Raw genomic sequence first — 25,284 nt, 5'->3', positions numbered from 1 at the left:
GAGGGAGAGGCAGGCATGACGGACGCCGAGACGACCGAACGCAGCGACGAGCTGGTGGACGAAGAGAGCGCCACGAAGAGCACGGCCGCAGCGATCGACGATGATCTGGAAGAGCGACTGGTTGCCGAGGGCGAGATCGCCGGCGATTATCTCGAGGAACTGTTGGACCTGTTGGACTTCGACGGGGACATCGATCTGGACGTCGAGGGTGATCGCGCAGTGGTGAGCATCGACGGCGGTACCGACCTCAACAAGTTGGTGGGCCGCAAGGGCGAGGTGCTTGACGCGCTGCAGGAGCTCACCCGGTTGGCGGTGCACCAGAAGACAGGTGAGCGCAGTCGGCTGATGCTGGACATCGCGCGGTGGCGTCGGCGTCGCCGCGACGAGTTGGCGGCGCTGGGCGAGAAGGTCGCTCGCCGGGTTCTCGAGTCCGGTGAACGCGAGGAGCTCAGCCCGATGACCCCGTTCGAGCGCAAGATCGTGCACGACGCGGTGGCTGCCGTGGACGGTGTGCACAGCGAGAGCGAGGGCGTCGAGCCGTCGCGCCGGGTCGTCGTGCTGCACGACTGAGTTACATCCATGTAGTTCGTGCCGAGCTGCGGCCCGCGAGATCCGGAGGATGTTTCACGTGAAACATGTCGAGGTATCCGCGGCGCCGGAGGTGGCTGCGAAGCTCTTCGGATCGGAGTTGGCGCGCATCCATCGCTACACCGAGATCCTGGCCGGAGCGGGGGTCGAGCGTGGACTGCTCGGGCCGCGCGAGGTCGACAGGCTGTGGGATCGGCACATATTGAACAGTGTCGCGATCGCCGAGCTGTTGGGTCCCGGCGACCGAGTGGCCGACATCGGTAGTGGGGCGGGGCTGCCCGGGATACCGTTGGCGTTGGCCCGGCCGGACCTCCGACTCACGCTCATCGAACCGCTCCTCCGTCGCAGTGACTTCCTGCGCGAGGTGGCCGATGACCTAGGTCTCGACGTCACGATCGTGCGTGGGCGGGCCGAGGAGAAGTCCGTGCGGCGACAGGTGGGGGAGATGGACGCGGTGGTCTCGCGGGCGGTGGCGTCGCTGGACAAGTTGGCGAGGTGGGGCGCGCCGTTGTTGCGCCCCGACGGCCGCATGATCGCCATCAAGGGCGAGCGTGCGGAGCAAGAGATTGAGGAGCACCGGCGTGTGATGGCAGCGCTTGGTGCGGTCGATGTAAGGGTGATGAGATGTGGCGCGGACTACTTGGATCCACCCGTGACCGCGGTCGTGGCGCGACGCGGCCGAGCGGATCGGGTGCCGAATCGATCGCCGCGATCGGGCAGGAGGTAAGGATGAGTCCGGTCCCCGAAGGCGCACCGACGCCGCGGCAGGAACAGCAGCCCGGCGATGTTTCACGTGAAACATGGGACGCGGCCCCGCAGGACCCATGGGCCGACCAAGCCGGACTCGACACCCCGATCGGCGCCGAGGCTGAGCGCGCGGTGAAGCTGCTACACGCTGCAACCAAGGGCGGCCTGCCGCGCCCGACACATCAGCGGGTGTTCACCATCGCCAACCAGAAGGGCGGGGTCGGCAAGACGACGACCGCGGTGAACGTCGCGGCGGCGCTGGCGCTGCAGGGACTCAACGTGTTGGTCATCGACCTAGACCCGCAGGGCAATGCGAGTACCGCGCTGGGCGTCGAGCATCGGGAAGGCACGCCGTCGTCCTACGAAGTGCTGATCGGCGAGATCCCGCTGGAGACCGCTCTGCAGCGGAGCCCGCACAGCGACCGGTTGTACTGCGTGCCGGCGACAATCGACCTCGCAGGCGCCGAGATCGAATTGGTCAGCATGGTCGCGCGCGAAGGACGGTTACGGACCGCCCTGGCCGGTCTCCAGAATCACGACTTCGACTACGTTTTCATCGACTGCCCGCCGTCACTCGGCCTGCTGACCATCAACGCGCTCGTGGCCGCGCCCGAGGTGCTGATCCCGATCCAGTGTGAGTACTACGCGCTGGAGGGTGTCGGACAACTGTTGCGCAATATCGAGATGGTCAAGGCCCACCTCAACCCGGCGCTCAATGTCACGACCGTGATCCTGACGATGTACGACGGGCGCACCAAGCTGGCCGACCAGGTCGCCGCCGATGTGCGGGCACACTTCGGCGACAAGGTGTTGCGGACCGTCATCCCGCGCAGCGTCAAGGTGTCCGAGGCGCCGGGATACGGGATGACGATCCTCGATTACGACCCGGGCTCCCGCGGCGCGATGAGCTACCTCGACGCCAGCCGCGAGCTCGCGGAGCGGGCCACGCCCAGATGAATCGTTTCGTGTGAAAGAGGAGATTGCATCGATGACTCAACCGGCACGTAAGCGAAGCGGTCTCGGCAGGGGATTGGCATCCCTCATCCCGACCGGTCCGGCCGACGGAGATCCGAACTCACTGGGGCCGCGGATGGGCGACGCGGCGGCCGACGTGGTCATCGGCGGGCCATCCGCCACGGACAGGGCGACGGTCGGCGACGTCGGGGCGGTGTACCGCGAGATCGACCCTTCGACGATCGACCCGAATCCCCGCCAGCCGCGGCAGGTCTTCGACGAGGAGGCCCTCGCCGAACTCGTGCACTCCATTCGCGAATTCGGCCTGATGCAGCCGATCGTGGTTCGCGCCGTGCCAGGGTCGCCGCGCTACCAACTGGTGATGGGGGAGCGGCGCTGGCGGGCCGCCCAACAGGCAGGCCTCGCGACCATCCCGGCGATTGTCCGGGAGACCGGCGACGACAGCATGCTGCGTGATGCCCTGCTGGAGAACATCCACCGGGTACAACTCAACCCCTTGGAAGAGGCGGCGGCCTATCAGCAATTGCTTGACGAGTTCGGTGTCACCCACGATGAACTCGCGGCCCGTATCGGGCGGTCCCGTCCGCTGATCTCCAACATGATCCGGTTGCTGCGCCTGCCCATCGCGGTGCAGCGCCGGGTCGCGGCCGGCGTGCTGTCTGCCGGCCATGCCCGCGCCCTGCTGTCCCTCGAGGGCGGGCCGGACAAGCAGGAGGAACTCGCGGCGCGCATCGTCGCTGAGGGGCTGTCCGTGCGAGCGACGGAGGAAGCCGTCACGCTGGCCAACCGCGAGGCCACCTCGACGCCGTCGGCGCCCCGGCGGAAGCCGATTCACATGCCGGGTCTGCAGGACGTTGCTGAGCAGCTGTCGACAGCCTTCGACACCCGCGTCACCGTCAGCCTCGGCAAACGTAAAGGCAAGATCGTCGTCGAGTTCGGCTCTGTCGAGGATTTGCAGCGGATCGTCGACCTGATGAATGCGGCGAAGGGCTGACCTGCCACACGACGTAATTACGTCACTGTGACATCAACCGCGGCAGCCGCTGGCCGGAAAGCCGCACTGCGAAGGAAACCTCATGGGCAACAAGGTGATTCGAGTAAATGACGGCCGCCGATGAACGAAGTCGGGGAAAAGAGGCCGTCCGCGCCGCAGGCTTCTATCCTGGAGTGGCAGCCGTGCAAGTCAACACCGCGTAGAACCCGGGGAGTTTAGTGGCCGCGCGAATCACGCCTCTGCGGCTCGAAGCGTTCGAGCAGCTGCCCAAGCAGGCACGCCGGTGCGTGTACTGGGAGGTCGATCCGTCCACCCTGGCGGCCGACGATCACCTCAGCGACCCGGAGTTCGAGAAGGAAGCATGGCTGTCGATGGTCATGCTGGAGTGGGGCTCCTGCGGCCAGATGGCGGTGCACTGCCGGGACAGTAACGCCGGAGCTGCGGAACGGGAGCTCGGGTCACCCATGGACGACGACCCGTGCCTGGGGTATGCGTTCTACGCGCCGCCGCGTGCGGTGCCGCGCGCGCACAGGTTCCCGACGGGTCCGGTGAGTGCGGACGCGGTTCTGCTCACCTCGCTCGGGGTTGAATCCGGCAGTGAAGCCGACAGTTTGTCGCGCCACCTGATCGCCTCGGTGGTCGGCGATCTGGTCCGCCGCGGCGTGCGCGCCCTCGAGGCCTTTGGCCATACCGCCGAGGTGGCCGAGCTGCTGGACCCCCGCGCCGTGTCGCCGGAGCTGCGCCCCGTCGTCGAGGTGATCGGCGACTGCTCGGTGGACCAGTGCGTCTTGGACGCCGACCTGCTGCAGGACGCCGGCTTCGTCATCGTGAACCAGCATCGCTACTTCCCGAGGCTTCGGCTTGAACTCGAGCAAGGGCTGGGATGGAAGGCCGACGTGGAGGCGGCGCTGGAGCGGCTGCTCGAGTCGGCACAGCTGCAACAACCCGTCGGTGCCGGAGCGGGCCCGTGCGTCTAGGGATCAGGTTGGGCTGACGCGACCGGCCTGCTCGACTGACAACTCGTGTGCCAACAGTTCGGCGAACGTGAATGTCCCTGTGGGACGGTCGTTCTTGCCGAGCAGATAAAGCCGCTTGACCGCGGCGAGAATGCCTTCAGCGAGTGCATCACGGGCCTGCGCCTGCACGAGCATGCCGCGGTCGCGGGGGTTGGTGATGTACCCGACGTCGACCTGAACGGTCGGCATTCGGGTCAGCCGCAGCAGGTCCCAAGTCCGCCCGTGGGTGCGGCAATCACGCAATCCCGTGCGCGCCACCACTTCTCGTTGGATGAAGTCGGCAAGCATCCGGCCGATGGTGGACACCGATCCGTGCGAGTTGCCGAAATGAAATGAAGCGACGCCGTTGGCGGCCGGGCTGGCCTGTGTGGCGCAGCGCAGACTGATCATCAAATCGGCACCGACGGTGTTGGCGGTCGCCGCGCGCTCCACGTCGGACGGGGCGCGGTTCACCGGCCGTGACAGGAAGGTCTCCATGCCGATCGCGGTCATCCGGCCTTCGAGACGACTTGCCAAGTCCCACAGGATGTCTGCTTCGCTGATCGGCCCGGCAGGGCCGCTCATGATCAGGCCGTGATCGCTGCCACCGCGGCCTGGATCGATGATGATCCGCTTACCGGACAGGCGCGGGCCCGAGCGCCGAACCAGTTCCTCTTCGCGGATGGCGTGCGGCGATCCGCCGGTGACCCGTGAGCCCAGAAAGTACAAGGAGCGCAACGTCTCTGGCCCGCAGATGCCGTCAGGGTAGAGGCCGTACTCGCGCTGGTAGGACATCAGGGCGTTATGCGTCTGCAGACCGAAGTGGCCGTCGACGAGGCCCGTGTAGAAGCCGAGGTCCTGCAGACGGGCCTGCAAGGTTGCCACATCGTCGCCGTACATCGGTGCGCCGAACTGATGATTCAGCGTGCGGGCACCCAGCCGGTACGAAGCTTCTTTGAGTGCGCGGAAGGTCGCTTCGCCGACGATGCCGTCGACGAGCAAGCCGCGATGTTGTTGGAACGCGCGCACGGCATGGTCAAGGTCGTCGTCGAAAAGATCGAGGGCGACGTGTCTTCCGGTGGTCAGGTCCTCATCGGGGTTTTCGAGCATGCCCAGCGCGGCTAGTGCTGCCCGGATCTCGGTGACCGCACCCCCGCGGTCACCGCGACGCAGACTCGACATACTCGACCCTTCCCCGACCAAGCGGCAGTCGGTTTGTCAGCCCGAAAGCTGCTGACGAAGCAAAGACTGGCTAGGCAGCATTGTCGCAGACGGTTCCCCGTTTGGAGAAAACCCCAGGCGGGTGTCAATCCCGCGATTCGCGGCGTTACACCACGTCAGCGAGCTCGCGCAGCAGCGCGGCCTTGCCTTTCGCCCCGACGATCCGCTTCACAGGAGCGCCGTCCTTGAACAGGATCATGGTCGGTATCGAGACGACCTGGAAGTCGCGGGCGGTGCTGGGGTTGGCGTCGACGTCGAGCTTGGCCACCTTCAGTGCGCCGGCCTTCTCGTTGGCGATTTCCTCGAGCACCGGAGCGACCATCTTGCACGGTCCGCACCAGGTGGCCCAGAAATCGACGAGTACCGGCGTGCTGCTTGTCAACACGTCCTCGGAGAACGAGTCGTCGGTTACGGCGACGGTGGCGGAGGTCTTCTCTGTCATACTGGGGCTCCAATCAGATCGGTGTTGTCATCCGTTGTGGCAGAACCATTTTCGGCCAGCCAACGCTCGGCGTCGATGGCCGCCGAACAGCCGGTGCCCGCGGCTGTGATGGCCTGGCGGTACGTGTGGTCGACGAGGTCGCCCGCGGCGAACACTCCGTCCACCGAGGTGCTGGTGGTACGGCCCCTGGTGAGCACGTAGCCCTGCGCGTCGAGGTCCACCTGGCCCCGGACCAAATCGGAGCGGGGATCGTGGCCGATGGCCACGAAGACTCCGGTGACGGCGAGCTTGGACTCCTCGCCGGTGATCGTGTTGCGCAGGCGCACGCCGGAGACCTTCGGGTCGCCCTCGATCTCGGTGACCGCGGTATTGGTGAGGAATCGGATCTTGTTGTTGGTCCTGGCCCGTTCCAGCATGATCTTGGAGGCGCGGAATTCCTCGCGGCGGTGGATCAGCGTGACGCTCCTGGCGAAGCGGGTGAGGAAGGTGGCTTCCTCCATCGCCGAGTCACCGCCGCCGACCACCGCGATGTCCTGTTCGCGGAAGAAGAATCCGTCGCAGGTGGCACAGGTGCTGACGCCCATGCCGATGAGCGATTCCTCGCCTGTCACGCCGAGGTGCCGCGCGGCCGCGCCCATCGCGAGGATGACGGCGCGCGCGTAGTGGGTCTGGTCGCCGACGGTGACCGATTTCACCGGTCCGTTCAGCGAGACCGCGTCGACGTCTTCCATCCGCAGGTCGGCGCCGAAGCGCAGCGCCTGCTCCCGCATCTCGTCCATCAGTTCCGGTCCGGTGATGCCGTCCCGGAAGCCGGGGTAGTTCTCCACCTCGGTGGTGGTCATCAGGGCACCACCGAACTGGGTGCCTTCGAAGACCAACGGTTTGAGCTGCGCGCGGGCCGCGTAGATGGCCGCCGTGTAACCGGCCGGGCCCGAGCCGATGATGATCACGTCATGAACGGTGGAGGAGGTTGTCATACGAGCCTTTCTGCCGTATCACGTCGGCACGGATACAAACACCAGCGTATGCCGCGGTGTTCCCCGTGGCTTGCAGGACAGGTTACGGCCGAGCGACCAGGGTATTGGCGAGCAGGCCGGTGTGTGCGGCGTCGCAATTGGGCGCCACGACCAGCGCCAGCAGCTTCCCAGGGGAATCCGCGGGCAGCAGCATCAATATCCCTGGTCGACCGCTCATGTCGATGGGCCGCGCACCCAGCACGGCAGTGGCGGAGGAGTAGCCGAGCCCGGACAGGCAGGCGGCGCGCCTGCCCGGATCGGCGAGCGGGCCGTAGTCCGGGGCCCTGGACAGCAGCCCGGCGAGCTGCGGACTCGACAGCGGTAGCTCGTTGGCAGGCCGAGACACCGTGATGCGTTCGGCTGTTGGCCCCGAGGACAACGTCGGTTCGGGCGGACGCGACAGCATCAGCACGCCGACGACGGCGCCGACGAGTGCCGCGCCGACACCGACAACCAGCGCGATGAGCTGCCAACGTGGCGCCTGCCGGGCGGAATGGGCGGGAGCGTCGCGCTGGGCCCGCAGCGCGCTGACGATGCGTGTCGTTACCTCCGATGGCACGTCGGGAGCCGAGGATTCGTCGGCGGCCAGGCCCGCGAGGTCGCGCCGGACCGTGTCGAGCGACGCGAGCATGGCTGCCGCGTCCGGATCGGCGCGGATCCGGTGGCGCAGCGCTGCGGCCGAGGCGGCATCGAGGAGGCCGGCCTGCAGGTCCGCCAGCAACTGCGGGGTCAGCGGCGCCTGGCCACGGCCCGCGTCGTCGTCCATCGCTGCCCCCGCCGGTTGTGTCCCACCCTGACGCAAGCCAGTCTCCACCACGCAGGGTTAGACGGTGGCGCGGCCGTCCCGGTTCCGCAGGGGATCGAGAGCCTCGGCCAGCTTCGCCCTCGCCCGCGAACAGCGGCTCTTGACCGTGCCTTCCGCGATGCCGAGCATGCGCGCAGTCTCGGCCACCGAATAGCCCTGCATGTCGACCGCGACGACCGCCGCGCGTTGCTCAACCGGCAGCCGCATCAGGGCACGCTCGATCACGATGGTGGTGTCCACTCGCGGCGTCGGGTCGCTGATGTGGCAGGCGTCGTCGTTCAACACGGTGGTGGGATGAGTCTTGTTGCGGCGCAGGCGATCCAGACACGCGTTCAACACGATGCGGTACAACCAGCTGCCGACGGCGGAATCGTGCCGGAAGGTCGGCGCGTTACGGTGTGCCTTGAGCATCGCGTCCTGCAGTGCGTCCGCCGCGTCCTCGGGGTCCCTGCTGGTCATCTGCGCCAGCCGGTACAGCTGGCGGTGGTGCCGGTAGAACAGCTCTTCAAACGCGTACCGATCCCCGGCGATATGCGCCGCCAGCAATTCCCGGTCCGATCTGTCGAATCCCCCAAGACGCCCCACAAGCGAACACTAAGCGGATTCCCAGGTACGTCCTGACACAAGTTTGCGGCGCTGGGGATAGCGTCAGGAAGCGGCCTTGAGCGTGACCTCGGCGATGTCCGAGCGGCTCTTGCCGTCGACCTGGCCCAGCGTCGACACCCACACGAGCACGTTGGAGGTCGGGGTGGCGTTGTCCACCTTGATGGTGTTCGAGCCGGGTTTCAGCGTGGTGGCGGGCACCAGCACGGTGGTGTCGTCGAGTGAGGCCGGCGTCGGCGTCTGCGACGCGCGGATCTGTACCGCGGTGCCCGTGCTGTTCAGGTCGATGGTGACCTCAGCCAGCTTGGTCGGCTGCGACAACTGCAGCATCAGCCCGACGCCGTTCTTGAAGTTGGGGAACGGGACCGGGTCGGTGTAGGTGTCGATCGGCCAGAAGGTCGACGGGTTGCCGTCGATGGCCTTCCCCGCCTCATCGGGCGCGTCGGCTTCACCCTCTGGCGAAAACACCGTTACCCGAACGGGTTTCACGACATTGCCGGTGGTTTCGCCGCTGGCTTGCGACGACGTGGTGGGCGCGTTCAGGCCTAGCTGGTCGCCGCCGAGGCCGCCGCCGACGTCGCCGAAGATCCGGCTCAACACCGACGCGAGCACAATCAACGCGACCACGATGATGGCGCCGCCGACGCCGAGCCCGATCAGCAGCCCTTTACGCCGGCGCCGGGCGGACTCCGGGTCGTCGGTGGGCGCGCCGCGGAACCGCGACGGCGGGGGGCCGGCGGATTCGTCGACCGGTTCGATCAGATCGGTGCGGTCAGCGACGGCGGTGGCCTGCTGGAGCAGATTCAACAGCGTGGGAGCGCTGCGGATGCCGCCGCCCTCCTGCACTGCGCGCGCCGCCGCCGCCGAGATCTGGAACGGGATGTCGCGGTTGACCGCACGCGGTTCGACGGGTTGGCCCGCCGCATCCAATTCGGCTCCGGCCAGTCCGCTGCGTACCCCGGACTCCGGTAGCGGCCAGCGGTTGACCAGCAGCGCGTACAGCGAGGCACCGATGCCGCGGATGTCGTCCTCGGGGGTGGCGTCGGCCAGTGTCGCCGGGAACGCCAGCGCCACGTCGCCTTCGATGCTGACCCTGACCCGGCTTGGGTGATCGATGGACAGCGCGACGCCCGACCGGTGCGCCGCCTCGGCCGCCGCGGCCAGCGACTGGATCGCCCGCGCACCGCCGATCGGCGACGGCGACGTCTCGGCCACCTCGGCCAGCGACCCGCCGCGGATCCACTCCGACACCACCAGCCCGCCGGAACCGGTGCTCGCGACGTCGAGCACCCGCGCGACACCTGGCATGTCGAGGCGGCTGAGCTTCATCGTCCGCGACAGGATCTCCTGCAACTGGTCGTCCGGCAGCGTCGCATCGGGGTCGACGAAGGTCAGGGCCACCTGTCGGTCCAGTGCGGTGTCGAGCGCCTGCCAGAACTGCAGGGTGGGCGGGCCGCCGTGGAACACCAGCAGCCGGTACCGCCCACCTGCGATGGAGGCGCCCGGTATCAGGTGGACATCCTCGTCGGAGGTCGCCGATTCGATCGCCGGCTCGCGCGGCGGCGCGAGCGACATGGCTTCGCGGGTGGGATCGCCGCCGTAGTCGGCGGGCGGGCGACCAGAAGTCGGCATCGGTGCCGTGCCGTTCGGCTCGGGTGCTTTGTGTTCGACGGTCTCAGCGGGTGAGTCCGTCGGATCAGATACCGGCGGCCGCGGAATCTTCGTCGTGGCGGTGCCGTCAGGACCCGGTGCGGCGCCGGTCGCTTGGTCGTCGGTCACCGCGGGTTCCTTCCTGAGCCAGTCACCGGCAACGTCCGCCGGAGGTAAGCGCCGGGCCCCCGCCGGGAATTGACGATGGCGTGACGCGAACGAATTCCTCTGATCAGCGTACGTGAGGCGGCTGCCTGGGCGTGGCCGGTCGGGCCGTGCGGTCGACGCTGCGGCTACTGTGCCGCGCCTGCCGAGGCGGCGCCGGATAGCCGCCAGTGCAGCCTGCGCCTCGGGCACACGGGCGGCCAGCATGACCCCGACGATGATCGGCACCATGATCAATCCGAGCACCACCAACCGGAGCAGCGATCCCGCGCCGCCCCAGTTGTGGGTCAGCGACTCGAGCCCGAGAAGCTGATCGACGATGTGCGCGAGGAGACCGGCGACCAGCGACGCGGCAATCGTGACGAGGATGGTCCGCACCACCGCCAGGCTGATCAGCCGACCGCCGGGCGGGTTCAGGCTCGCCCGCAACAGGAAGTAGCCGACCGTCGCACCGGCGAGGAAACCGAGACCGTTGGCCGAACCGAGGTAGCCTGCCACCAACTCGCGGTCGTCGGTCAGATACGGCGCGAGCAGCGATGCCACGATCTTCACGGTGGTGATCACGACGATGAGCAGGATCGGCGTCCACGGTTGTTCGCGGGCGTAGAACACCCGAAGCTGAAGCAGTACAAGGGCATAGGGGATCAACGTGAATGCGCTCAAGGTGATCGCCATGCCGAGATAGCCTGCGTCGGTCTCACCGAAATTGCCGTAGGCAAACAACGCACTGCCGATCGCTGGGCCGCCGACGGTCATCATCGCGACGATCGGAATCAGGGTGACCATCGTCAGCCGGGTGGCCAGCGACAAATCGGCCAGCACCGCGGGGATGTCGTCGGCGGCGGCATTGCGGCTCAGCCGGGGCATCACCACGGTCAGCACGGTGACGCCGATCATGCCGAACGGCAGCATCAGCACCAGCCAGGTGTAGTTGTAGATGGCTGGCCCGGAAGCCGCTGCCGCGCTGGCGATCTGGTTACCGACGATCAGCCCGATCTGGCTGATCAACACGTACAGCACCATGGCCGACGCCATGGTGCCGAACTTCTTGAGGCGGTCGTCGATGCCCCACAGCGGACGTAGGCTGATGCGCTCCTGTCGAATGGCCACCAACAGCACGGCGGTCTGTGCGAACACCCCGAGCGTCGTACCGATGCCGAGTACCAGCAACTTGGCGTTGCCCATTTCCACCGGGTCCAGTGAAAGTTCGCCGGGCACAATGACATACAAGCCCAGCGTGGCGATCGCAACGATGTTGTTGACCACGGGCGCCCATGCGGGCGGCCCGAACACGTTGCGGGTGTTGAGGATCGCCATGAACACCGATGACAGGCCGTAGAACAGCACCTGTGGTAGCAGCAGATAGGCGAACGCGGTGGTCAGCGACCGGTTGACCTGTGGATCGCTGCCCAACATGAGCCGGACCAGCAGGGGAGCGGCGGCCACCGAAACCATGGTGACGACCACCAGCAGCGCGGTGGCCAGTGTGACGAGTCGGCGGACGAAGGCAGTGCCGCCGTCGGGATCGTCGCGTTCGGCGCGCGCGAGCACAGGGACGAAGATCGCCGTGAACGTCGCCTCGAGCACCAGCGCCGCGATCAGGTTGGGCAGCTGGTTGGCCACCGAGAAGGCGGACGACAGCGCTGCGCCGAGGATCGCGGCCAGCAGCACGATGCGGGTGAAGCCGGTGATTCGGCTGACCAGCGTCGCGAACGCCATGCCCCAGGACCGGGACACCACCGCGGCATCGGACAGCTCGGCGCGGCCCGCCCGCCGTCGCGGTGCGGGCCCGCGGGGCAGCCGCTGCGGTGGCGGCCGCCGGGGTGGGGGGTACGCCGGTGCGCGGGGCGGGTAACGGCGCGGCGGCACTCTGTTGAACGGCGGCGGTTGCGGCGGGCGGGGGCCGCCGACGGTGCTCATGTTTCACCGCCGGCCGAGCCGGCGCGATCAACACCGCCGGCCGAGCCGGCGCGATCAACACCGCCGGCCGAGCGGCTCACCGGGGACCGGGATGCGTCGACATCCTTGCCGTAGGCAATCGCGACGTCGATGGGGTCGGGCCGGTCAAGGTCGGCCCGGTCGGGCTGGCCGCGCCACCGATGCCACAGCCGTCGGCCAACGAGCAGCGCCAGCACCGCCCCGCCGCTCAGCGTGATGAAGAAGAGCACCTTGCCGTAGGCGTTGGAATGCACCGAGAGCCGGACCGGCTCGCCGAGCGGCAGGCCGTCTGCAGTGCGCAGCGCGACATCCACCGCGACGCGCTGCGTGAAGTGCACCTCGATCGGCACCTTGAGCGGCAGGAAACCGGGTGGCAGCACGATGTCCCCCGGGTCGGTCACCGTCATTCCCGGCGGCGCGTCGATCTGCAACCGCACCCGGATCGGTACCGGCAGGTCGTTGCGCAGCGCCAGGGGGAGGGGGCTGTGCTCGGTGGCCAGTGTGTACGAACCGCCGGGGTTGACGATCGTGACGGCCCCGAACAAATCGTCGACCGTGCGGCCCACGGTCGTCAGGCGCTGCTGTGCCAACCCGTTGCGGGCGTCCGGCGGCACCGACTGGCTCAGCGCGCGCAACAGGTCCTCACGCAGGGGTGCCGTGTACTGCGCGCCGGTCAGCCCGGTGCGCGCGTCGGTGGTCAGGGCGCCCGTCAGGCCCCACAGCCGCCCGGTCGAGGCGGCGATGCCCGAGACGACGCCGTCCTCGAACCGACCGCGCGGGTTGCCGAGGGCGCCGTCGGGCATCGGGGCGAGATCGTCCGGCGCGACGGTGTTGGTCTCGCTGATGACCGCGGTCAGTGGGCGCGCCACGGCCAGCCCGGCGTGAATCGCCGATGCGACCGCGGTGAGGATCGCCTGCGCGTCGTCGGGACCCAGGCTCCACGTGAGCGGCGGCATCAGCAGCTGTGTGCGGGGCTGGGTGTCTGGCTTGAGGCCACGCCAGAGCATGGAGGCCAGCGCATCCTGGCGGCGGGCCACCTGCGAGTCGTGTTTGACCGGGATGTCCAGCGACGGATCGAGATACGACGGCGACGCGGGGTCCGTTCCTGTCCCCGCGAGCGCGGCACCGACCGTCGGGTCGAACGGCGCGACCGCCACCTCGGGGGTGTACCTCAGTGGCTGCACGTCCGCGGTCGCGGGCTCACCGGTGGCGGAGTCCTGAGCGGGGCTGTTGGCGGCACCGATCGCGACGGTTGCGCCCTGCGCGGATAGCAACTCGACGGCGGGTCTGGTCAACGGCCCATCGCCGACAAGCGTCGCGCCCCGCGTCGAGGCGACACCGAGGATCTGGTCGACGATATCGGCGGAACTCTTGGTGGCGATCGCGCTCAGCCCTTGGTCGCCCACCCGTTGCAGCGCGTCGAGGTCGGCCTGCGCGTAGGTGGTCGACATCACGCACATTCGCTGGGCGAGCGCCTTGAGCCTGTTGAGCCACCCGATCGCGGCGTCCTGACCGGTGCCGGGATGCGTCGGCGTGCCTGGCCCGGCGTCGGGCGCGTCGTTGACGACGTAGCCGCCCGTCATCGCGTTGACGGTGACCAGCAGGTCGGGGTCGACGGCCAGGCACATCGCGTTACGTACCTCACCGCCGGGGTCGACGGGCGGGCTGGTGGCGAATTCGGCGGCCGACAGCAGAACATCGAGTCGGCCTCCAGGGGCAAGCGACGTCGCGAGGTCGTCATCGATCAACCGCACCGGCGTGGTGCCCCCAGGAGCGCCCGCCGCCAGCTTCGGCCGGTCGGCAAGTGGCCAGAGCATGGTCAGCCGAACCGGCTTGGATGTATCGGGCGGCACCACCGCGGTCACCCCGTCGGCCGCGGTATCGGCAGCGGGCTCGGGCGGCACGCCAAGCACCGGCAGCAGGAACCGGGCGTCGTCGAGCCGGGCCGGGGCGCCGTAGTCGGGAGTGCCGTTGACGTTGACCATCACCGGGTACACGCCGGGTTTGTCGATGTTCAGCGACGGCAGCTCCGCAGCTCGCAGCGGATAGGCCAGATTGAACGGAACATCTTGTCCGCGAGCCAGTTCCGGCGCCAATGTGATGAAGTCGGCGACCGGATCGAATTGGTCGACGTTGCCGGTCAGGTTGGTGCGAAGGCCGGCCGATGAGGTGACCGCGGCCGCATGCTCGAGGCGCACCATCACATCACGCACCGGCCGGTCGCCGACATTGACGACGGACCCGACCACGTTGACCACCGGCTCGCTGGTGGTGGTGACCACGTCGGGGGTGATCCGGTCGATGCGGATCTGGAGGAACGGCGCAGCCCCCGGTTCGCCGGCGGCGGCGTGGGGGAGCACCACCGGGCTGGTGATGAGCGTCAGCAGGGTCAACGCCGCGAGCAGCCGCGCCAGCGCCGCCCATCGCTGGACTCGCGGCACCGCCGCCCATGACTGGACTCGCGGCACCGCCGCCCATGACTGGACTCGCGGCACCGCCGCCCATGACTGGACTCGCGGCACCGCCGCCCATCGCTGGACTCGCGGCACCGCCGCGGAAGTCCTCACGGCCCTTGTCCGCACCCGTTCGTCCGGCGAGATGGCTGTTCGTCGGGACGGCGGTTGCGGGTGTGCGAGTGCGTCTGGGCGCGCCTGCGCGGTGAAGTCCGCGGCAATGGCGGCAATGCGGCTGGCCCATCCGCATGCAGCTTGTCGATCAGCTCGCCGGCGACCTCGGCGAGCCGGCGTTCGTCCGCGTAGGCCAGCCGCGAGGGCAACTCACGCAGCGGCACCCACGCCACCTCGCTGACTTCGACGTCTTCGTCGGACAGCTCGCCGCCGTTGAACCGCATCAAATAGTGGTGCACCGTCTTGTGCACGCGGCGACCCTCGGTGACGAACCAGTAGTCGATGCTGCCCAGCGCGGCCAACACGCTGCCCTGGATACCCGTCTCTTCGGCGACTTCACGGATAGCGGTCTGCTCCGCGGTCTCGCCCAACTCGATATGGCCCTTGGGCAGCGACCACAGCATCCGGCCGCGGCGGTCGATGCGGCCGATCAGCGCGGCAACCTGAGTCTCCTTGGGGCCGTCGATGCCGTCGATCACCAGGCCGCCCGCCGAGGTCTCGTGCACCGTGCGTAATCGGTCAGCGGGCCTGCGAGGCCGGGACTTCTGCGGTTTGCCCTGACCGTTGGGCTGCTCTTGCTTAGCCGGCAGCGACTTGTCGTTGCGGTGGTCGCCCGATTCGGGCGGACCGGCCGCGCGTCGGCCGCGGCGCCTCCCCCGGCGCCGTCGTGGTTTGGCCTGTTCGCCGTCCGACACCTAAGCGATGGTAGCTGCCACGAAGTTTCGCTCCCGCCGCACTCACCGGTCGTGACTTACCCGTTGCACATTCGCGCGTGGGAGGCGTCCCCAAATCGCGGCCTGCGGCTGCTTGATCGTCGCCTGACTGTTGTGTGATGGTCAGGCTTCTCATCGCGGCCTGCGGCTGCTTGATCGTCGCCTGACATTAGGGTTATCGAACGTGCCCGATTACCCCGCCGATGCCGAGCTGCTTGCCGGTGCCGCCAAGGCGTTGAACCGCCACAGCGCCCTGCTGGGCGAGTTGGGCGCCATCTTCGCTGACGCGGGCCACGAGCTGTACCTCGTCGGCGGCAGTGTGCGCGACGCGCTGCTGGGCCGGCTCGACAGCGACCTGGATTTCACCACCGACGCGCGGCCCGAGCAGATGCAGAAGCTGCTTGGCCCGTGGGCAGACGCGTTATGGGACACCGGGATCGAATTCGGCACCCTCGGGGTCGGCAAGGACGGCCACCGGCTAGAACTCACCACATACCGCGCCGATACCTACGACCAGGTGTCGCGCAATCCCGAGGTGCGGTTCGGGACACGGCTCGAGGACGATCTGGTGCGCCGCGACTTCACCGTCAACGCGATGGCCGTGCGCATCACGCCGAGCGGTCCCGGCGAGTTCCTCGACCCCTTGGACGGTTTGGCGGCGCTGCGGGACAAGGTGCTCGACACGCCGTCAGAACCGGAGGTGTCCTTCGGCGACGATCCGTTGCGGATGCTGCGGGCGGCCCGGTTCGTCTCACAACTCGGGTTCACGGTCGCGCCGCGGGTGTTGACGGCGCTGCTGGAGATGGCGCCGCAGTTGAGCCGCATCACGGTCGAGCGCGTCGCCGCCGAGCTGGACAAGCTGCTGCTTGGCGCGGACCCGGTGGCGGGCATCGACCTGATGGTGCAGACCGGACTCGGTGACGTGGTGCTGCCCGAGGTCGGCGGCATGCGGATGGCCATCGACGAACACCATCAACACAAGGACGTGTACTGGCATTCGCTGACAGTGCTACGGCAGGCCATCGCACTGGAGGATGAGGGGCCGGATCTGGTGCTGCGGTGGGCGGCGCTGCTGCACGACATCGGTAAGCCGGCGACCCGCAAGCACGAGCCGGACGGCGGCGTCAGCTTCCACCACCACGAGGTCGTCGGCGCCAAGATGGTCCGCAAGCGGATGCGGGCGCTGCGCTACTCCAAGCAGATGATCGACGACGTGTCGCAGCTGGTGTATTTGCATCTGCGGTTCCACGGGTACGCGGATGACAAAGGGGCAGGCAAGTGGACCGACTCCGCCGTGCGCCGCTATGTCACGGACGCCGGGCCGCTGTTGGGAAAACTGCACAAGCTGGTGCGCGCCGACTGCACCACCCGGAACAAGCGGCGCGCGGCGCGGTTGCAGGCCAACTACGACAGCCTCGAACATCGCATCGACGAGTTGGCCGCCAGGGAGGACCTGGAGCGGGTCCGACCCGACCTCGACGGCAACGAGATCATGAAGATTCTCGACATTCCGGCAGGGCCCGAAGTGGGGGAGGCGTGGCGGTATATGAAGGAGCTGCGGCTCGACCGCGGGCCGCTGAGCCACGAAGAGGCGGTCGACGAATTGATCAAGTGGTGGAACGCCCGAGGCGATAGCACCGTCTGACATGTCGTGGAGTACTGCCTTGGCGACGGCGATGGCTCGGCGACCATGTGGACCGCCGACCCCAATGTCGATGTCGACGGTGATGGCATGCTGGACGCCGTCGGGCTGGATTTCGACGGCGACGGTCTGATCGACGACGCGATGGCCGACATGGACGGCGACGGCCTCGCCGAACACATGGTCCGCGACCATGAATCGCAAGCCGCGTACTTCACCGACGACGGCACCGGTACCTGGGCGGTGAGCGCGGACCGGACCGGGCAATTGCGGTGGTTCGGCCTTGACGGCGTTGAGCACACGGGCGGCCCAACGGTCGATGTCGACGGCGACGGGCAGAGCGATGACCGGCTGGCCGATACCGACGGCGACGGGCTGGCGGACCGGGCGTTATCCGATGACCTGGCGTACGTGGATACCGACGGCGACGGGCGGTGGGACGTAAAGCTCGCCGACTCCGACGGGGACGGCAGGGCGGACGCGGCCAACGAGCTATAGCTCGTCAAGCAATGCCCTGGCCTCGATCAGATCGGCGGTGTCGAAGCCCTCGGTGAACCAGCCGTAGATCGGTGAGAGCAGATCGCGCGCTTGTTCCCTTCGACCCGTCTGCCGCCACAGCCTGGCCAGACTCAGCGCCGCGCGCAGCTCGAAAGACTTCGCGCGCTGCGCACGTGCGGTGGTCAGGGCCCGCTCGAAACAGCGTTCGGCCTGTGCGGGATCGGGACTGCGACAGACCAACAGCTCACCCTTGATCCGATACGCCTCCGCTTGGTACAGGTACTCGGAATTGCGCTGCGCCGAGTCAAGGGCTTCCTCGGCCGCCGCCAATCCCTCGTCAAACTCCTCGATTCGGCAATGAGCATCGGCCAAGAGCGCGTAAAACCATGGCCACACCGCGCCGATATTCGCCGCCCTGCGCCGCGCCATCGCCTCGCGAATATCCGCGATCCCGGCGGGCACGTCACCCTCTTGTGCGGTCGCCCACCCGCGCGGAAGAAGGCACCACAGCCACACGGCGTCGAGACCGTGCTCGGCGGATATCGCGAGCGCCTCCTCCGCCTGTGTGCGCGCGCTCCCGGTGTCGCGGCGAAGCTGTGAAAGCTGAGCCGCGAACAACAGTGTTATCGCGATGCTGTAAGGGTGGGTGAGCGCTCGGGCGTGTGCCAGCGTCCGTTCCATGGTCGCTACTGCTTCGGTCGGGTAACCGAGTGCCCAGTGGGCGAGCGCGCTCACATACCCACAGACGACTCCCGAATCCTGGATGTAGCGCATCACGCAGGTACGGTGCTGATCGGGATGGTAGAGCGCAAGACCCGCACGGCTGTGGTCGAGGGCCTCGACGAAATCTCCTTGCCACCAAGCGGTGTAGGCGAGCATTCGGTGTCCGACTGCGAGCACGAGCGGATCCTGTTGCGGCTGGGCCAACTCGAGGAATTCCTCGGCGAGCGATCTCGCCTCGCCCAGCTTTCCGTGCACCATCTGCCCATACCCGAAGCCGGCCAGAGCCGGGAACAGTTCGGGAGTGCTGCCGACCCGTCGCGCCAACTCGATCGCCCTGGCGTGAATGTCTTCGACCGCTTGGGGACCGCGGATGAAGCTCAACGATGGCGCCAGCACCAGTTGAAGCGACAGTTCCAGTTTGGCGCGCTGCGGCGTATCAGGAAGTGTGGCAAGCAGATCCAAGCCGCGCACTGCATGGCTGACCGCCTCATGGTTGGCGTACCGTTGCAGTGCGCGCTGCGCGGCGACCTGCCAGTACGGGATTGCATTTTCGGTCAGGCCGGCTTCCGTGTAGTGGTGTGCCAGCAATTCGGGTCGGCTCTCAACCGTTTCGGGGAAGCGGGAGGCCAACACGTCTGCGATGCGGTGGTGGTGCTGTTGGCGCGTGCTCCTCAACAGCGATTGATATGCGGACTCTTGCACGAGCGCGTGCTTGAAGCGGAACGTCGCGTCGGGCGGCGTACCCTGCTGGTAGAAGAACTCGGCCGCGACGAGTTGCTCGAGACCATCGCGGAGCGCCGCGTCATCGAGTGGTGAAACCGCCTGCAGCAGCGGATAACTGAACTCACGACCCAGGACCGCGCCCAGTTGCGCCAGCCCCTTGACCGGCGCCAGCCGGTCGAGGCGAGCCATCAGGGAGTCCTGCAGCGTATTGGGGATGGCGAGTGGCGGGACCGGTCCGGTCAGTGCGTAACGTCCCACGCGTTCCTCGAGCATTCCCGACTCCAGCAGCATCTTGGTCAGTTCCTCGATGAACAACGGGACCCCGTCGGTCTTGGCAACCACCTCCGAGAGGACCTGCGGCGGCAGCGACTTTCCCTGCGCCACTTGGCGAGCCAGCTCGAACGAGGCATCGCTCGGCAGCCGATTCAGGTCGATGACGGTGACATTGGACGCGCTATCCCACGGCGGTAAGAAGTCTGGTCGACAGGTGAACACCGCCATGATCGGCGCGGTGCTGGTCGCACTGACCACCATGGTCAGGTACTCCAGGGTGGTGGGATCTATCCAGTGCAGGTCCTCCACGATGAGCATCACCGGCTGCTTCTCGGCCCTGCGGAGCGCAATCGCCACGAGCGCGCGCATGGTCTCCAGCTTCTGTTGATCTGCCGGCAGGTCACGCGGAACGTAATCGCCGCCAAGCGGAATCGAGAGCAGGGAGCAGAACAGCGGGACCGTCTGCGGCAGCGAAAAACCGATCTCGACCAAGAAGCCCTCCAACTTGGTCAACTTTTGCGCCAGCGAGTCATCGCGCCCGAAGCGCAGCACGATTCGTTCCAGCAGATCGATCACGGGATAGAACGCAGTGTGCTCGTAGTAGGGCGAGCACTGCAGGTGCGTGAACCATGCCTTGTGGGACGCGGCGTGATCGGTGAGTTCCTTCACCAACCGCGACTTGCCGATCCCCGCTTCGCCGCTGAGCACAAGAACGTGTCCGCGGCCGCTGACCACCTGACCCCAGGTCTGTGCGAGCAGCGCCATCTCAGCATCCCTGCCGACAAGCGGCGTGAGGCCGGTGGTCGCGAGCGCTTCCAGGCGGGTTCGCGCGGTGCTTTCGTAAAGCACTCGATAGACCTGAAGCGGAGCGGTAACGCCCTTCAGAGGTGGGGTTCCGAGCGACTCGTATGCGAACAGTCCGCCGAGTATCTGGTGCGTTAGGGTGCCGATTATTAAGGTGTTTGGTGCGGCCAGCGCCTGGAGGCGCGCCGCAATGTTCGGTGTGTCGCCGACGACCATGTCATCTTGACCAGTGCCGCCCACATCGTCGCCGACGACGACCAACCCGGTGTGGCAGCCGATTCGGACGGCAAGTGTCAATCCGTGCTTCTCGGAAAGCGCGGGATTGAGCTGGTCGACGGCCTCGATGATGCCGAGACCCGCGCGGACGGCGCGTTGCGCGTCGTCTTCGTGGGCATGCGGATAGCCGAAATATACGAGCAGGCCGTCGCCGAGATACTGGGCGATGTGACCGTCGAAGCGAGCGATCACCTTCGCGCACGCGTCGTAGTAGGACCCGACGATCTCGCGCCACTCTTCAGGATCGAACCGACTGGCCAACGATGTCGATCCGACGAGGTCGCAAAAGAACATGGTCAGCTGGCGCCGCTCCCCGTGATGTTCGCCGGTCCAGACCAGCCCTTGCCGCTCCGCCTTGATGTCGGGATGGGCGAACAGCACCTCGGTTCGCAGCGCGTCCAAGCGTTCGTCGTCGAGCTCGAAGTGCTCCTTCAGTGCGCGGTAGGACACGCGGCCACGGCTACGGAGAAGTTCGACCATCTCGTCGAGCACCGCGTAGAAGTCCATGATCCCCAGCTTTGAGCAGCGTCAGATCAATGGTGCGGCACGTCAGCGCGCTCCAGCGAGTGCCTGCCCGAAATCGCGCTCAGGGTCGTTGAAAGGTGAAATTCACAGCCGTGGGCGCAGTTTCGAGATGAGTCGCTAACGACCAGGCCCCGGCGGCCCCGCGAATGCCTGCGCGATCCCGAGCCATGTCTCGGCGTCGGCGCCGACGGCATGCACGTCGAGGCCGGCCCGCGGTCGCCGCTGGGTGACCAGCATGCAGAAGTCCTCGGCCGATCCGGTGACGCGTTGCGCCGCGTCCGCGGGCCCCCACTCCCACGCCGAACCGTCGGGCGCCCGAAGCTGGACGCAAAACGGTTCAGCAGGAGGCGTCAGCCCGTTTATCGAGAAAGCGAAGTCGCGAGTGCGCACGCCGATGTGGGCGACCGAACGCAGCCGTGCCGTCGGGGGACGCTTGACTCCCAGCGCGTCTGCGACGTCGAGGCCGTGCGCCCACGTCTCCATCAGCCGGGCGGTCGCCATCGACGGCGCGCTCATCGGGGGGCCGAACCACGGCAGCTTGCGGCCATCCGCGGCGGCCAGCAGTGCATCGTGCAACCGGGCCCGGGTATCGCGCCACTCGGCGAGCAGGCGATCCGGGGCCAGCGCGGCAAGCTCTTCGGCGCCGGCGTCGACGAAACCGGTAGGGTCCTTGGCGGCCTCGGCCAGCACGTCGGCGAAAGCTGCCTCGTCGGTCACCGCGGTCAGCGCGACGCGATCCGTCCACAGCAGATGCGCGACCTGGTGGGCTATCGTCCACCCTGCCGCGGGCGTCGCTTCGGCCCACCGCTCGGCAGGAAGGCCGGCCACCATGGCGTCCAGGTCGTCGCTTTCCGCACGGAGGTCGGCCACCATCGGCCCCGCTGTCGACATGCGGCTCACCTTAGCCCGGCGCCGAGGCGCGGCGGGCGACGCTGGCGTGCGCGGCCAGGCCCACGAGGTAGACGCCCACACCTGCCAGCACCAGCGCGGGCTGGCGGCCGTCGGGCGGAATGACGCTTGCCGCCAACGCGATCGCGGCGATGAACGACATCCAGAACAGCGAGTCCTGCACGGTGAACACGTGCCCGCGCAACGCGTCGTCGACGTCGATCTGCATGGCGGAATCCGCGCACAGTTTCACCACCTGTCCCGCCGCGCCGAGCAGGAACCCACACAGCACCATCACAGGGAGGTACAAGCCGGCGCCGCACAGTTGGACGATCGCGGCGAAGGCCAATGCTCCGTTGGGTGCGGCGTAACGCCCCCAGCGCCGGACCAGAGTCGGCGTGAGCGCGGTGGCAAGGAAGGATCCGACCGCGGTGGCCGCGAAGAAGGTCGCCGCGGTGCCCAACCCCGCTACGCCTGAAACGTTGGTCTGCCGCACCATCACCAGCACCAGCAGCGTGTTGATGCCGATCGCCATCCGGTGTGCGGCCAGCCCTGACAGCGTCGCTGTCACGGTCGGCACGGCCAGTACCGTGCGTGCCCCATGCAGCCAACCGGTGGCCACCGCGTAGAGGACCGACCCGTGGATCGACCGCTTGCTCTCGTGCGGCCCGAGGATGTGCGGCGGGAACCGCACCGACAGCAGCAACGCCACGGCGACGGGCGCCGTGACGATGAAAATGATTGTGGCGGCGCCGGTGTCGTCGGCGCCGAACAGCCAGCGTGGCACCAGCATGAACAGCGCGCCGACGAAGGCGGCCGCGCCGCCGGTGGCGGTGGCCACCGCGTTCATCGTGACCACCTGCTCGCGGGGCACGACGTCGGGCAGCGCCGCCGAAAGACCGGACGACACGAAGCGGGTGAAGCCGTTGACGATCAACGCGCCGAACAGGATCGCGTAATCGCTGGTGCCCGCGGCCAGTAACGCGCCGACGCCCAGCACAAGCACCAGCCTGCCCAGGTTCGCGGCGATCAGCACCACCCGGCGGTCCCAGCGGTCGAGCAGCGCGCCCGCGAATGGACCGAGCAGCGAGTACGGCAGGTACAGAACGGCGAACGCGGCGGCGATCTCCCACGGGCTCGCGGCGCGCTCGGGGTTGAACAGAAGCCCGCCCGCCAAGCCGGCCTGGAACAGGCCGTCGCCGAATTGGCTGACGGTGCGCAGTTCCAACAGTCGCCAAAATTCGGGCAGCGCACGCACGGATCGCCACAAGGCGATCGGAGCGCGGGTGTCGGCCACGAAGAATCACGTCCTGGTTGAGTGGTACGGCAGATCGGCAACCCGACCCACAGTACAAATATCCCGGCGGCCCGCGCTTGTTCGCACGACGATCGGTTGCCGGTGACATGATGGTGAGGTGGCGCACTCAGAAGATCCCGAGGACTTCGTCGCTCCTGCGGCGCAGCGGGTGCGCGCGGGAACCTTGTTGCTGGCCAACACCGATCTGTTGGAGCCGACATTTCGGCGCAGCGTCATCTACATCGTCGAGCACAACGACGGCGGCACTCTGGGCGTGGTGCTGAACCGGCCCAGTGAGACGGCGGTCTACAACGTGCTGCCGCAATGGGCGAAGTTGGCCGCCAAGCCCAAGACCATGTTCATCGGCGGCCCGGTGAAGCGAGACGCCGCGCTGTGTCTGGCGACGCTTCGGGTCGGCATGGAACCGAGCGGTGCGCCGGGGCTGCGGCACGTGCAGGGTCGGATGGTGATGGTCGACCTCGACGCCGATCCTGACGCGATCGCGCCGGTGGTCGAGGGGGTGCGGATCTTCGCCGGTTACTCGGGCTGGACGATCGGCCAGCTGGAGGGCGAAATCGAGCGCGACGACTGGATTGTGCTGTCGGCGTTGCCATCCGATGTGCTGGTGGAGCCGAGGGTGGACCTGTGGTCGCGGGTGCTGCGCCGCCAGCCGCTACCGTTGTCGCTGCTGGCCAGTCACCCGATCGACGTCAGCCGCAACTGAATTCACTTGCACGACAGCGTGCAAGTCGCGCAGGCGCCGCCGCAGTCCGGCGCCGCCGTCTGCCCCGCCGCCACCACCTTGGCGCTCTGCCAGCAGCCCGCCGCGACGGTGCTGATCGCACCAATGACGCAGACGATGATCACCACCAGCCCGGTCTGCGGCTTGGCCGACAGTGCGACCGTCCCTCCCGCCGCGAGCATCACCGCCGCCGCCAGCTGGATGGGCGCCACGCCGCGCAGCACCTGACGCACGTAGTCACCCGAATGCGGGCGCGTCAGCAGCCACACGCCGAGCCCGGCTGTCGCGACTGCGGCGCACAGGCAGAGCACCGCGGCGATGAGCATGCGCCACACAATACGAGTCGGACGGGCAGTCCGCCGAATTAGGCCGTCCCCCGGGCGCCAGGCTTCGCCCGGGGGACGACGACTATCCCGTTTGCCCCAGCAGCTGCGGTAGCGCTGGTAACTGGGGCAGGCCCGGCACGGGGGCTTGCGGTGCCGGGGTCGGTGGCCCGGGGAGGCCCACCTTGAAACCGTTGACGATCGCGTCGGTGGCGTCCGCCGCCGCGACGACCTGGTCGACGCTTGTCGTCACGGCCAGCGACACCAGGTATTTGTCGGGGCCCGCCGAGGCGATGACGTTGCGCCTCGAGGTGTTCAGCGTCAGTGAGTTCTCGCGGTAGGTGCCTTCGATGACCGATGACGGCATGCCGCCGAAGTCGGCGAGCGAGCCGTCGGTCGCCCGCCACGCAGGCAGTAGCTGGCTGTCGACGAAGCCGTGGCTGATGGCCTCCTTCGGGTCGAAGTCACCGACCAGCTTGTACACCTTGACCTGCGCGTTGCTGGAGTACAGCCCATTTCCGCCGACCCGGTCGGCGATCACCGCGAAGGCATCGGGCACGTTCGGGTCCGGCACCTGCGCCCAGCCCTTCGGCATCGGCAGGACGATGTTGAGCGCCTTGAAGTCGCGGCTGTTCTGCGGTTCCATCGCGACGTTCTTCGATTTGAAGAAGTCCGCGAGTGTGCCCGACGCGGCGGGCGTGATGGTCACCGGCGGCGGCGCAGGCACGGCGGGTACCGAGATGCCGCCCGGCGCCGCCACTGCTGCCGCTGTGGCGGGCGCCACAGCAGGCTGGCCGAGCATCTGGGGCGCGGCGGCATTGGGGGCAACGGTGACCGTCTGGGTGACCGTCGCGGGCATCGGCAACGACGGTTGCGGGAACACCGGCTCTGCTGATGCGGTGGTTCCGGCGAAGCCGACGACGGCAGCTACACCGGCTGCCGCGCCACCTGCCAGAAGCCGCCAGCGGCGGGCGATCTCGTTCATCGAGGGCGATCCTTCTTCAATGGTTCGGGTGCGTCATATCCCAGTCAGGCGCCGACCGTATCCCGCGCGCAGCGTTAGCCACCAGTGCCGGAACCGAGCTGGGATC

21 protein-coding genes are annotated in these 25,284 nt (G+C 67.8%); 8 read left to right on the top strand and 13 right to left on the bottom strand.

Annotated elements, in window-relative coordinates:
* Positions 1-15: 15 nt before the first annotated feature.
* From ACGFK1_RS23025 to ACGFK1_RS23005, 5 genes are all read left to right on the top strand, one after another.
* The gene (locus ACGFK1_RS23025) at positions 16-570 is read left to right on the top strand and encodes a protein jag (RefSeq protein ID WP_393434641.1); all 555 of its coding nucleotides are present in this window, start codon (positions 16-18) and stop codon (positions 568-570) included.
* Between the two features lie 58 nt (positions 571-628).
* On the top strand, positions 629-1,315 hold the full coding sequence (gene rsmG, locus ACGFK1_RS23020) for a 16S rRNA (guanine(527)-N(7))-methyltransferase RsmG (RefSeq protein WP_393434638.1): 687 nt from the start codon (positions 629-631) through the stop codon (positions 1,313-1,315).
* Between the two features lie 2 nt (positions 1,316-1,317).
* Positions 1,318-2,292 (top strand): ParA family protein, encoded by a 975-nt coding sequence (locus ACGFK1_RS23015; RefSeq protein ID WP_393434635.1) that lies wholly within the window; start codon positions 1,318-1,320, stop codon positions 2,290-2,292.
* Between the two features lie 31 nt (positions 2,293-2,323).
* Entirely contained in the window at positions 2,324-3,304 is a 981-nt protein-coding gene (locus ACGFK1_RS23010) for a ParB/RepB/Spo0J family partition protein (protein WP_393434632.1), read from the top strand.
* Between the two features lie 218 nt (positions 3,305-3,522).
* Positions 3,523-4,281 carry an acetyltransferase gene (locus ACGFK1_RS23005; RefSeq protein WP_393434629.1) on the top strand — a complete coding sequence of 253 codons (759 nt, stop codon included), beginning with the start codon at positions 3,523-3,525 and terminating at the stop codon, positions 4,279-4,281.
* A 3-nt stretch (positions 4,282-4,284) separates the two neighbouring features.
* On the opposite strand, the gene ACGFK1_RS23000 is transcribed toward ACGFK1_RS23005, so the two are convergent.
* From ACGFK1_RS23000 to ACGFK1_RS22965, 8 genes are all read right to left on the bottom strand, one after another.
* Complete coding sequence (locus ACGFK1_RS23000; RefSeq protein ID WP_393434626.1) at positions 4,285-5,481, bottom strand: N-acetylmuramoyl-L-alanine amidase; 1,197 nt, start codon at positions 5,479-5,481, stop codon at positions 4,285-4,287.
* Positions 5,482-5,626: 145 nt separating this feature from the next.
* Positions 5,627-5,962, bottom strand: a complete 336-nt coding sequence (gene trxA / locus ACGFK1_RS22995; protein WP_393434623.1) for a thioredoxin — start codon at positions 5,960-5,962, stop codon at positions 5,627-5,629.
* Positions 5,959-6,939 (bottom strand): thioredoxin-disulfide reductase, encoded by a 981-nt coding sequence (gene trxB / locus ACGFK1_RS22990; protein WP_393434621.1) that lies wholly within the window; start codon positions 6,937-6,939, stop codon positions 5,959-5,961. The genes trxA and trxB overlap by 4 nt, the downstream gene beginning before the upstream one ends.
* Before the next feature lie 82 nt (positions 6,940-7,021).
* Positions 7,022-7,744 carry a hypothetical protein gene (locus tag ACGFK1_RS22985; RefSeq protein WP_393434618.1) on the bottom strand — a complete coding sequence of 241 codons (723 nt, stop codon included), beginning with the start codon at positions 7,742-7,744 and terminating at the stop codon, positions 7,022-7,024.
* Positions 7,745-7,801: 57 nt separating this feature from the next.
* Positions 7,802-8,368 (bottom strand): RNA polymerase sigma factor SigM, encoded by a 567-nt coding sequence (gene sigM, locus ACGFK1_RS22980; protein WP_393434615.1) that lies wholly within the window; start codon positions 8,366-8,368, stop codon positions 7,802-7,804.
* Positions 8,369-8,431: 63 nt separating this feature from the next.
* Positions 8,432-12,121, bottom strand: a complete 3,690-nt coding sequence (murJ, locus tag ACGFK1_RS22975) for a murein biosynthesis integral membrane protein MurJ (RefSeq protein WP_393434612.1) — start codon at positions 12,119-12,121, stop codon at positions 8,432-8,434.
* Positions 12,118-14,580: a DUF6049 family protein gene (locus ACGFK1_RS22970; protein WP_393434752.1), complete on the bottom strand. Its 2,463-nt coding sequence runs from the start codon at positions 14,578-14,580 to the stop codon at positions 12,118-12,120. Before ACGFK1_RS22970 ends, murJ begins: the two co-directional genes overlap by 4 nt.
* A 122-nt stretch (positions 14,581-14,702) precedes the next feature.
* A complete protein-coding gene (locus ACGFK1_RS22965) occupies positions 14,703-15,461 on the bottom strand; it encodes an NUDIX hydrolase (RefSeq protein WP_393434609.1) in 759 nt (252 codons plus the stop codon).
* A gap of 202 nt (positions 15,462-15,663) precedes the next feature.
* On the opposite strand from ACGFK1_RS22965, the gene ACGFK1_RS22960 reads away from it, so the two are divergent.
* The gene (locus tag ACGFK1_RS22960) at positions 15,664-17,124 is read left to right on the top strand and encodes a CCA tRNA nucleotidyltransferase (RefSeq protein WP_393434606.1); all 1,461 of its coding nucleotides are present in this window, start codon (positions 15,664-15,666) and stop codon (positions 17,122-17,124) included.
* A 6-nt stretch (positions 17,125-17,130) separates the two neighbouring features.
* Positions 17,131-17,619 carry a pullulanase gene (locus tag ACGFK1_RS22955; RefSeq protein WP_393434603.1) on the top strand — a complete coding sequence of 163 codons (489 nt, stop codon included), beginning with the start codon at positions 17,131-17,133 and terminating at the stop codon, positions 17,617-17,619.
* Here ACGFK1_RS22955 and ACGFK1_RS22950 read toward each other — a convergent pair.
* From ACGFK1_RS22950 to ACGFK1_RS22940, 3 genes are all read right to left on the bottom strand, one after another.
* A complete protein-coding gene (locus ACGFK1_RS22950) occupies positions 17,614-20,925 on the bottom strand; it encodes an AAA family ATPase (protein ID WP_393434600.1) in 3,312 nt (1,103 codons plus the stop codon). The genes ACGFK1_RS22955 and ACGFK1_RS22950 overlap by 6 nt on opposite strands.
* Before the next feature lie 135 nt (positions 20,926-21,060).
* On the bottom strand, positions 21,061-21,834 hold the full coding sequence (locus ACGFK1_RS22945; protein WP_393434597.1) for a TIGR03084 family metal-binding protein: 774 nt from the start codon (positions 21,832-21,834) through the stop codon (positions 21,061-21,063).
* A 10-nt stretch (positions 21,835-21,844) separates the two neighbouring features.
* The gene (locus ACGFK1_RS22940) at positions 21,845-23,128 is read right to left on the bottom strand and encodes an MFS transporter (RefSeq protein ID WP_393434594.1); all 1,284 of its coding nucleotides are present in this window, start codon (positions 23,126-23,128) and stop codon (positions 21,845-21,847) included.
* A 118-nt stretch (positions 23,129-23,246) separates the two neighbouring features.
* Here ACGFK1_RS22940 and ACGFK1_RS22935 point away from each other — a divergent pair, with 118 nt between their 5' ends.
* Positions 23,247-23,852 carry a YqgE/AlgH family protein gene (locus ACGFK1_RS22935; protein ID WP_393434591.1) on the top strand — a complete coding sequence of 202 codons (606 nt, stop codon included), beginning with the start codon at positions 23,247-23,249 and terminating at the stop codon, positions 23,850-23,852.
* A gap of 2 nt (positions 23,853-23,854) precedes the next feature.
* On the opposite strand, the gene ACGFK1_RS22930 is transcribed toward ACGFK1_RS22935, so the two are convergent.
* Positions 23,855-24,196, bottom strand: coding sequence for a hypothetical protein (locus tag ACGFK1_RS22930; RefSeq protein ID WP_393434588.1), 342 nt, complete (start codon positions 24,194-24,196; stop codon positions 23,855-23,857).
* An 82-nt stretch (positions 24,197-24,278) separates the two neighbouring features.
* Positions 24,279-25,178 (bottom strand): LpqN/LpqT family lipoprotein, encoded by a 900-nt coding sequence (locus tag ACGFK1_RS22925; protein WP_393434585.1) that lies wholly within the window; start codon positions 25,176-25,178, stop codon positions 24,279-24,281.
* Between the last annotated feature and the right edge of the window lie 106 nt (positions 25,179-25,284).

Source organism: Mycobacterium sp. NPDC048908 (genome assembly GCF_043197955.1).
Taxonomy (GTDB): Bacteria; Actinomycetota; Actinomycetes; order Mycobacteriales; family Mycobacteriaceae; genus Mycobacterium.
Note: the sequence above shows the minus strand (reverse complement) of the source record. Positions and strands in the feature narration are given on the sequence as shown.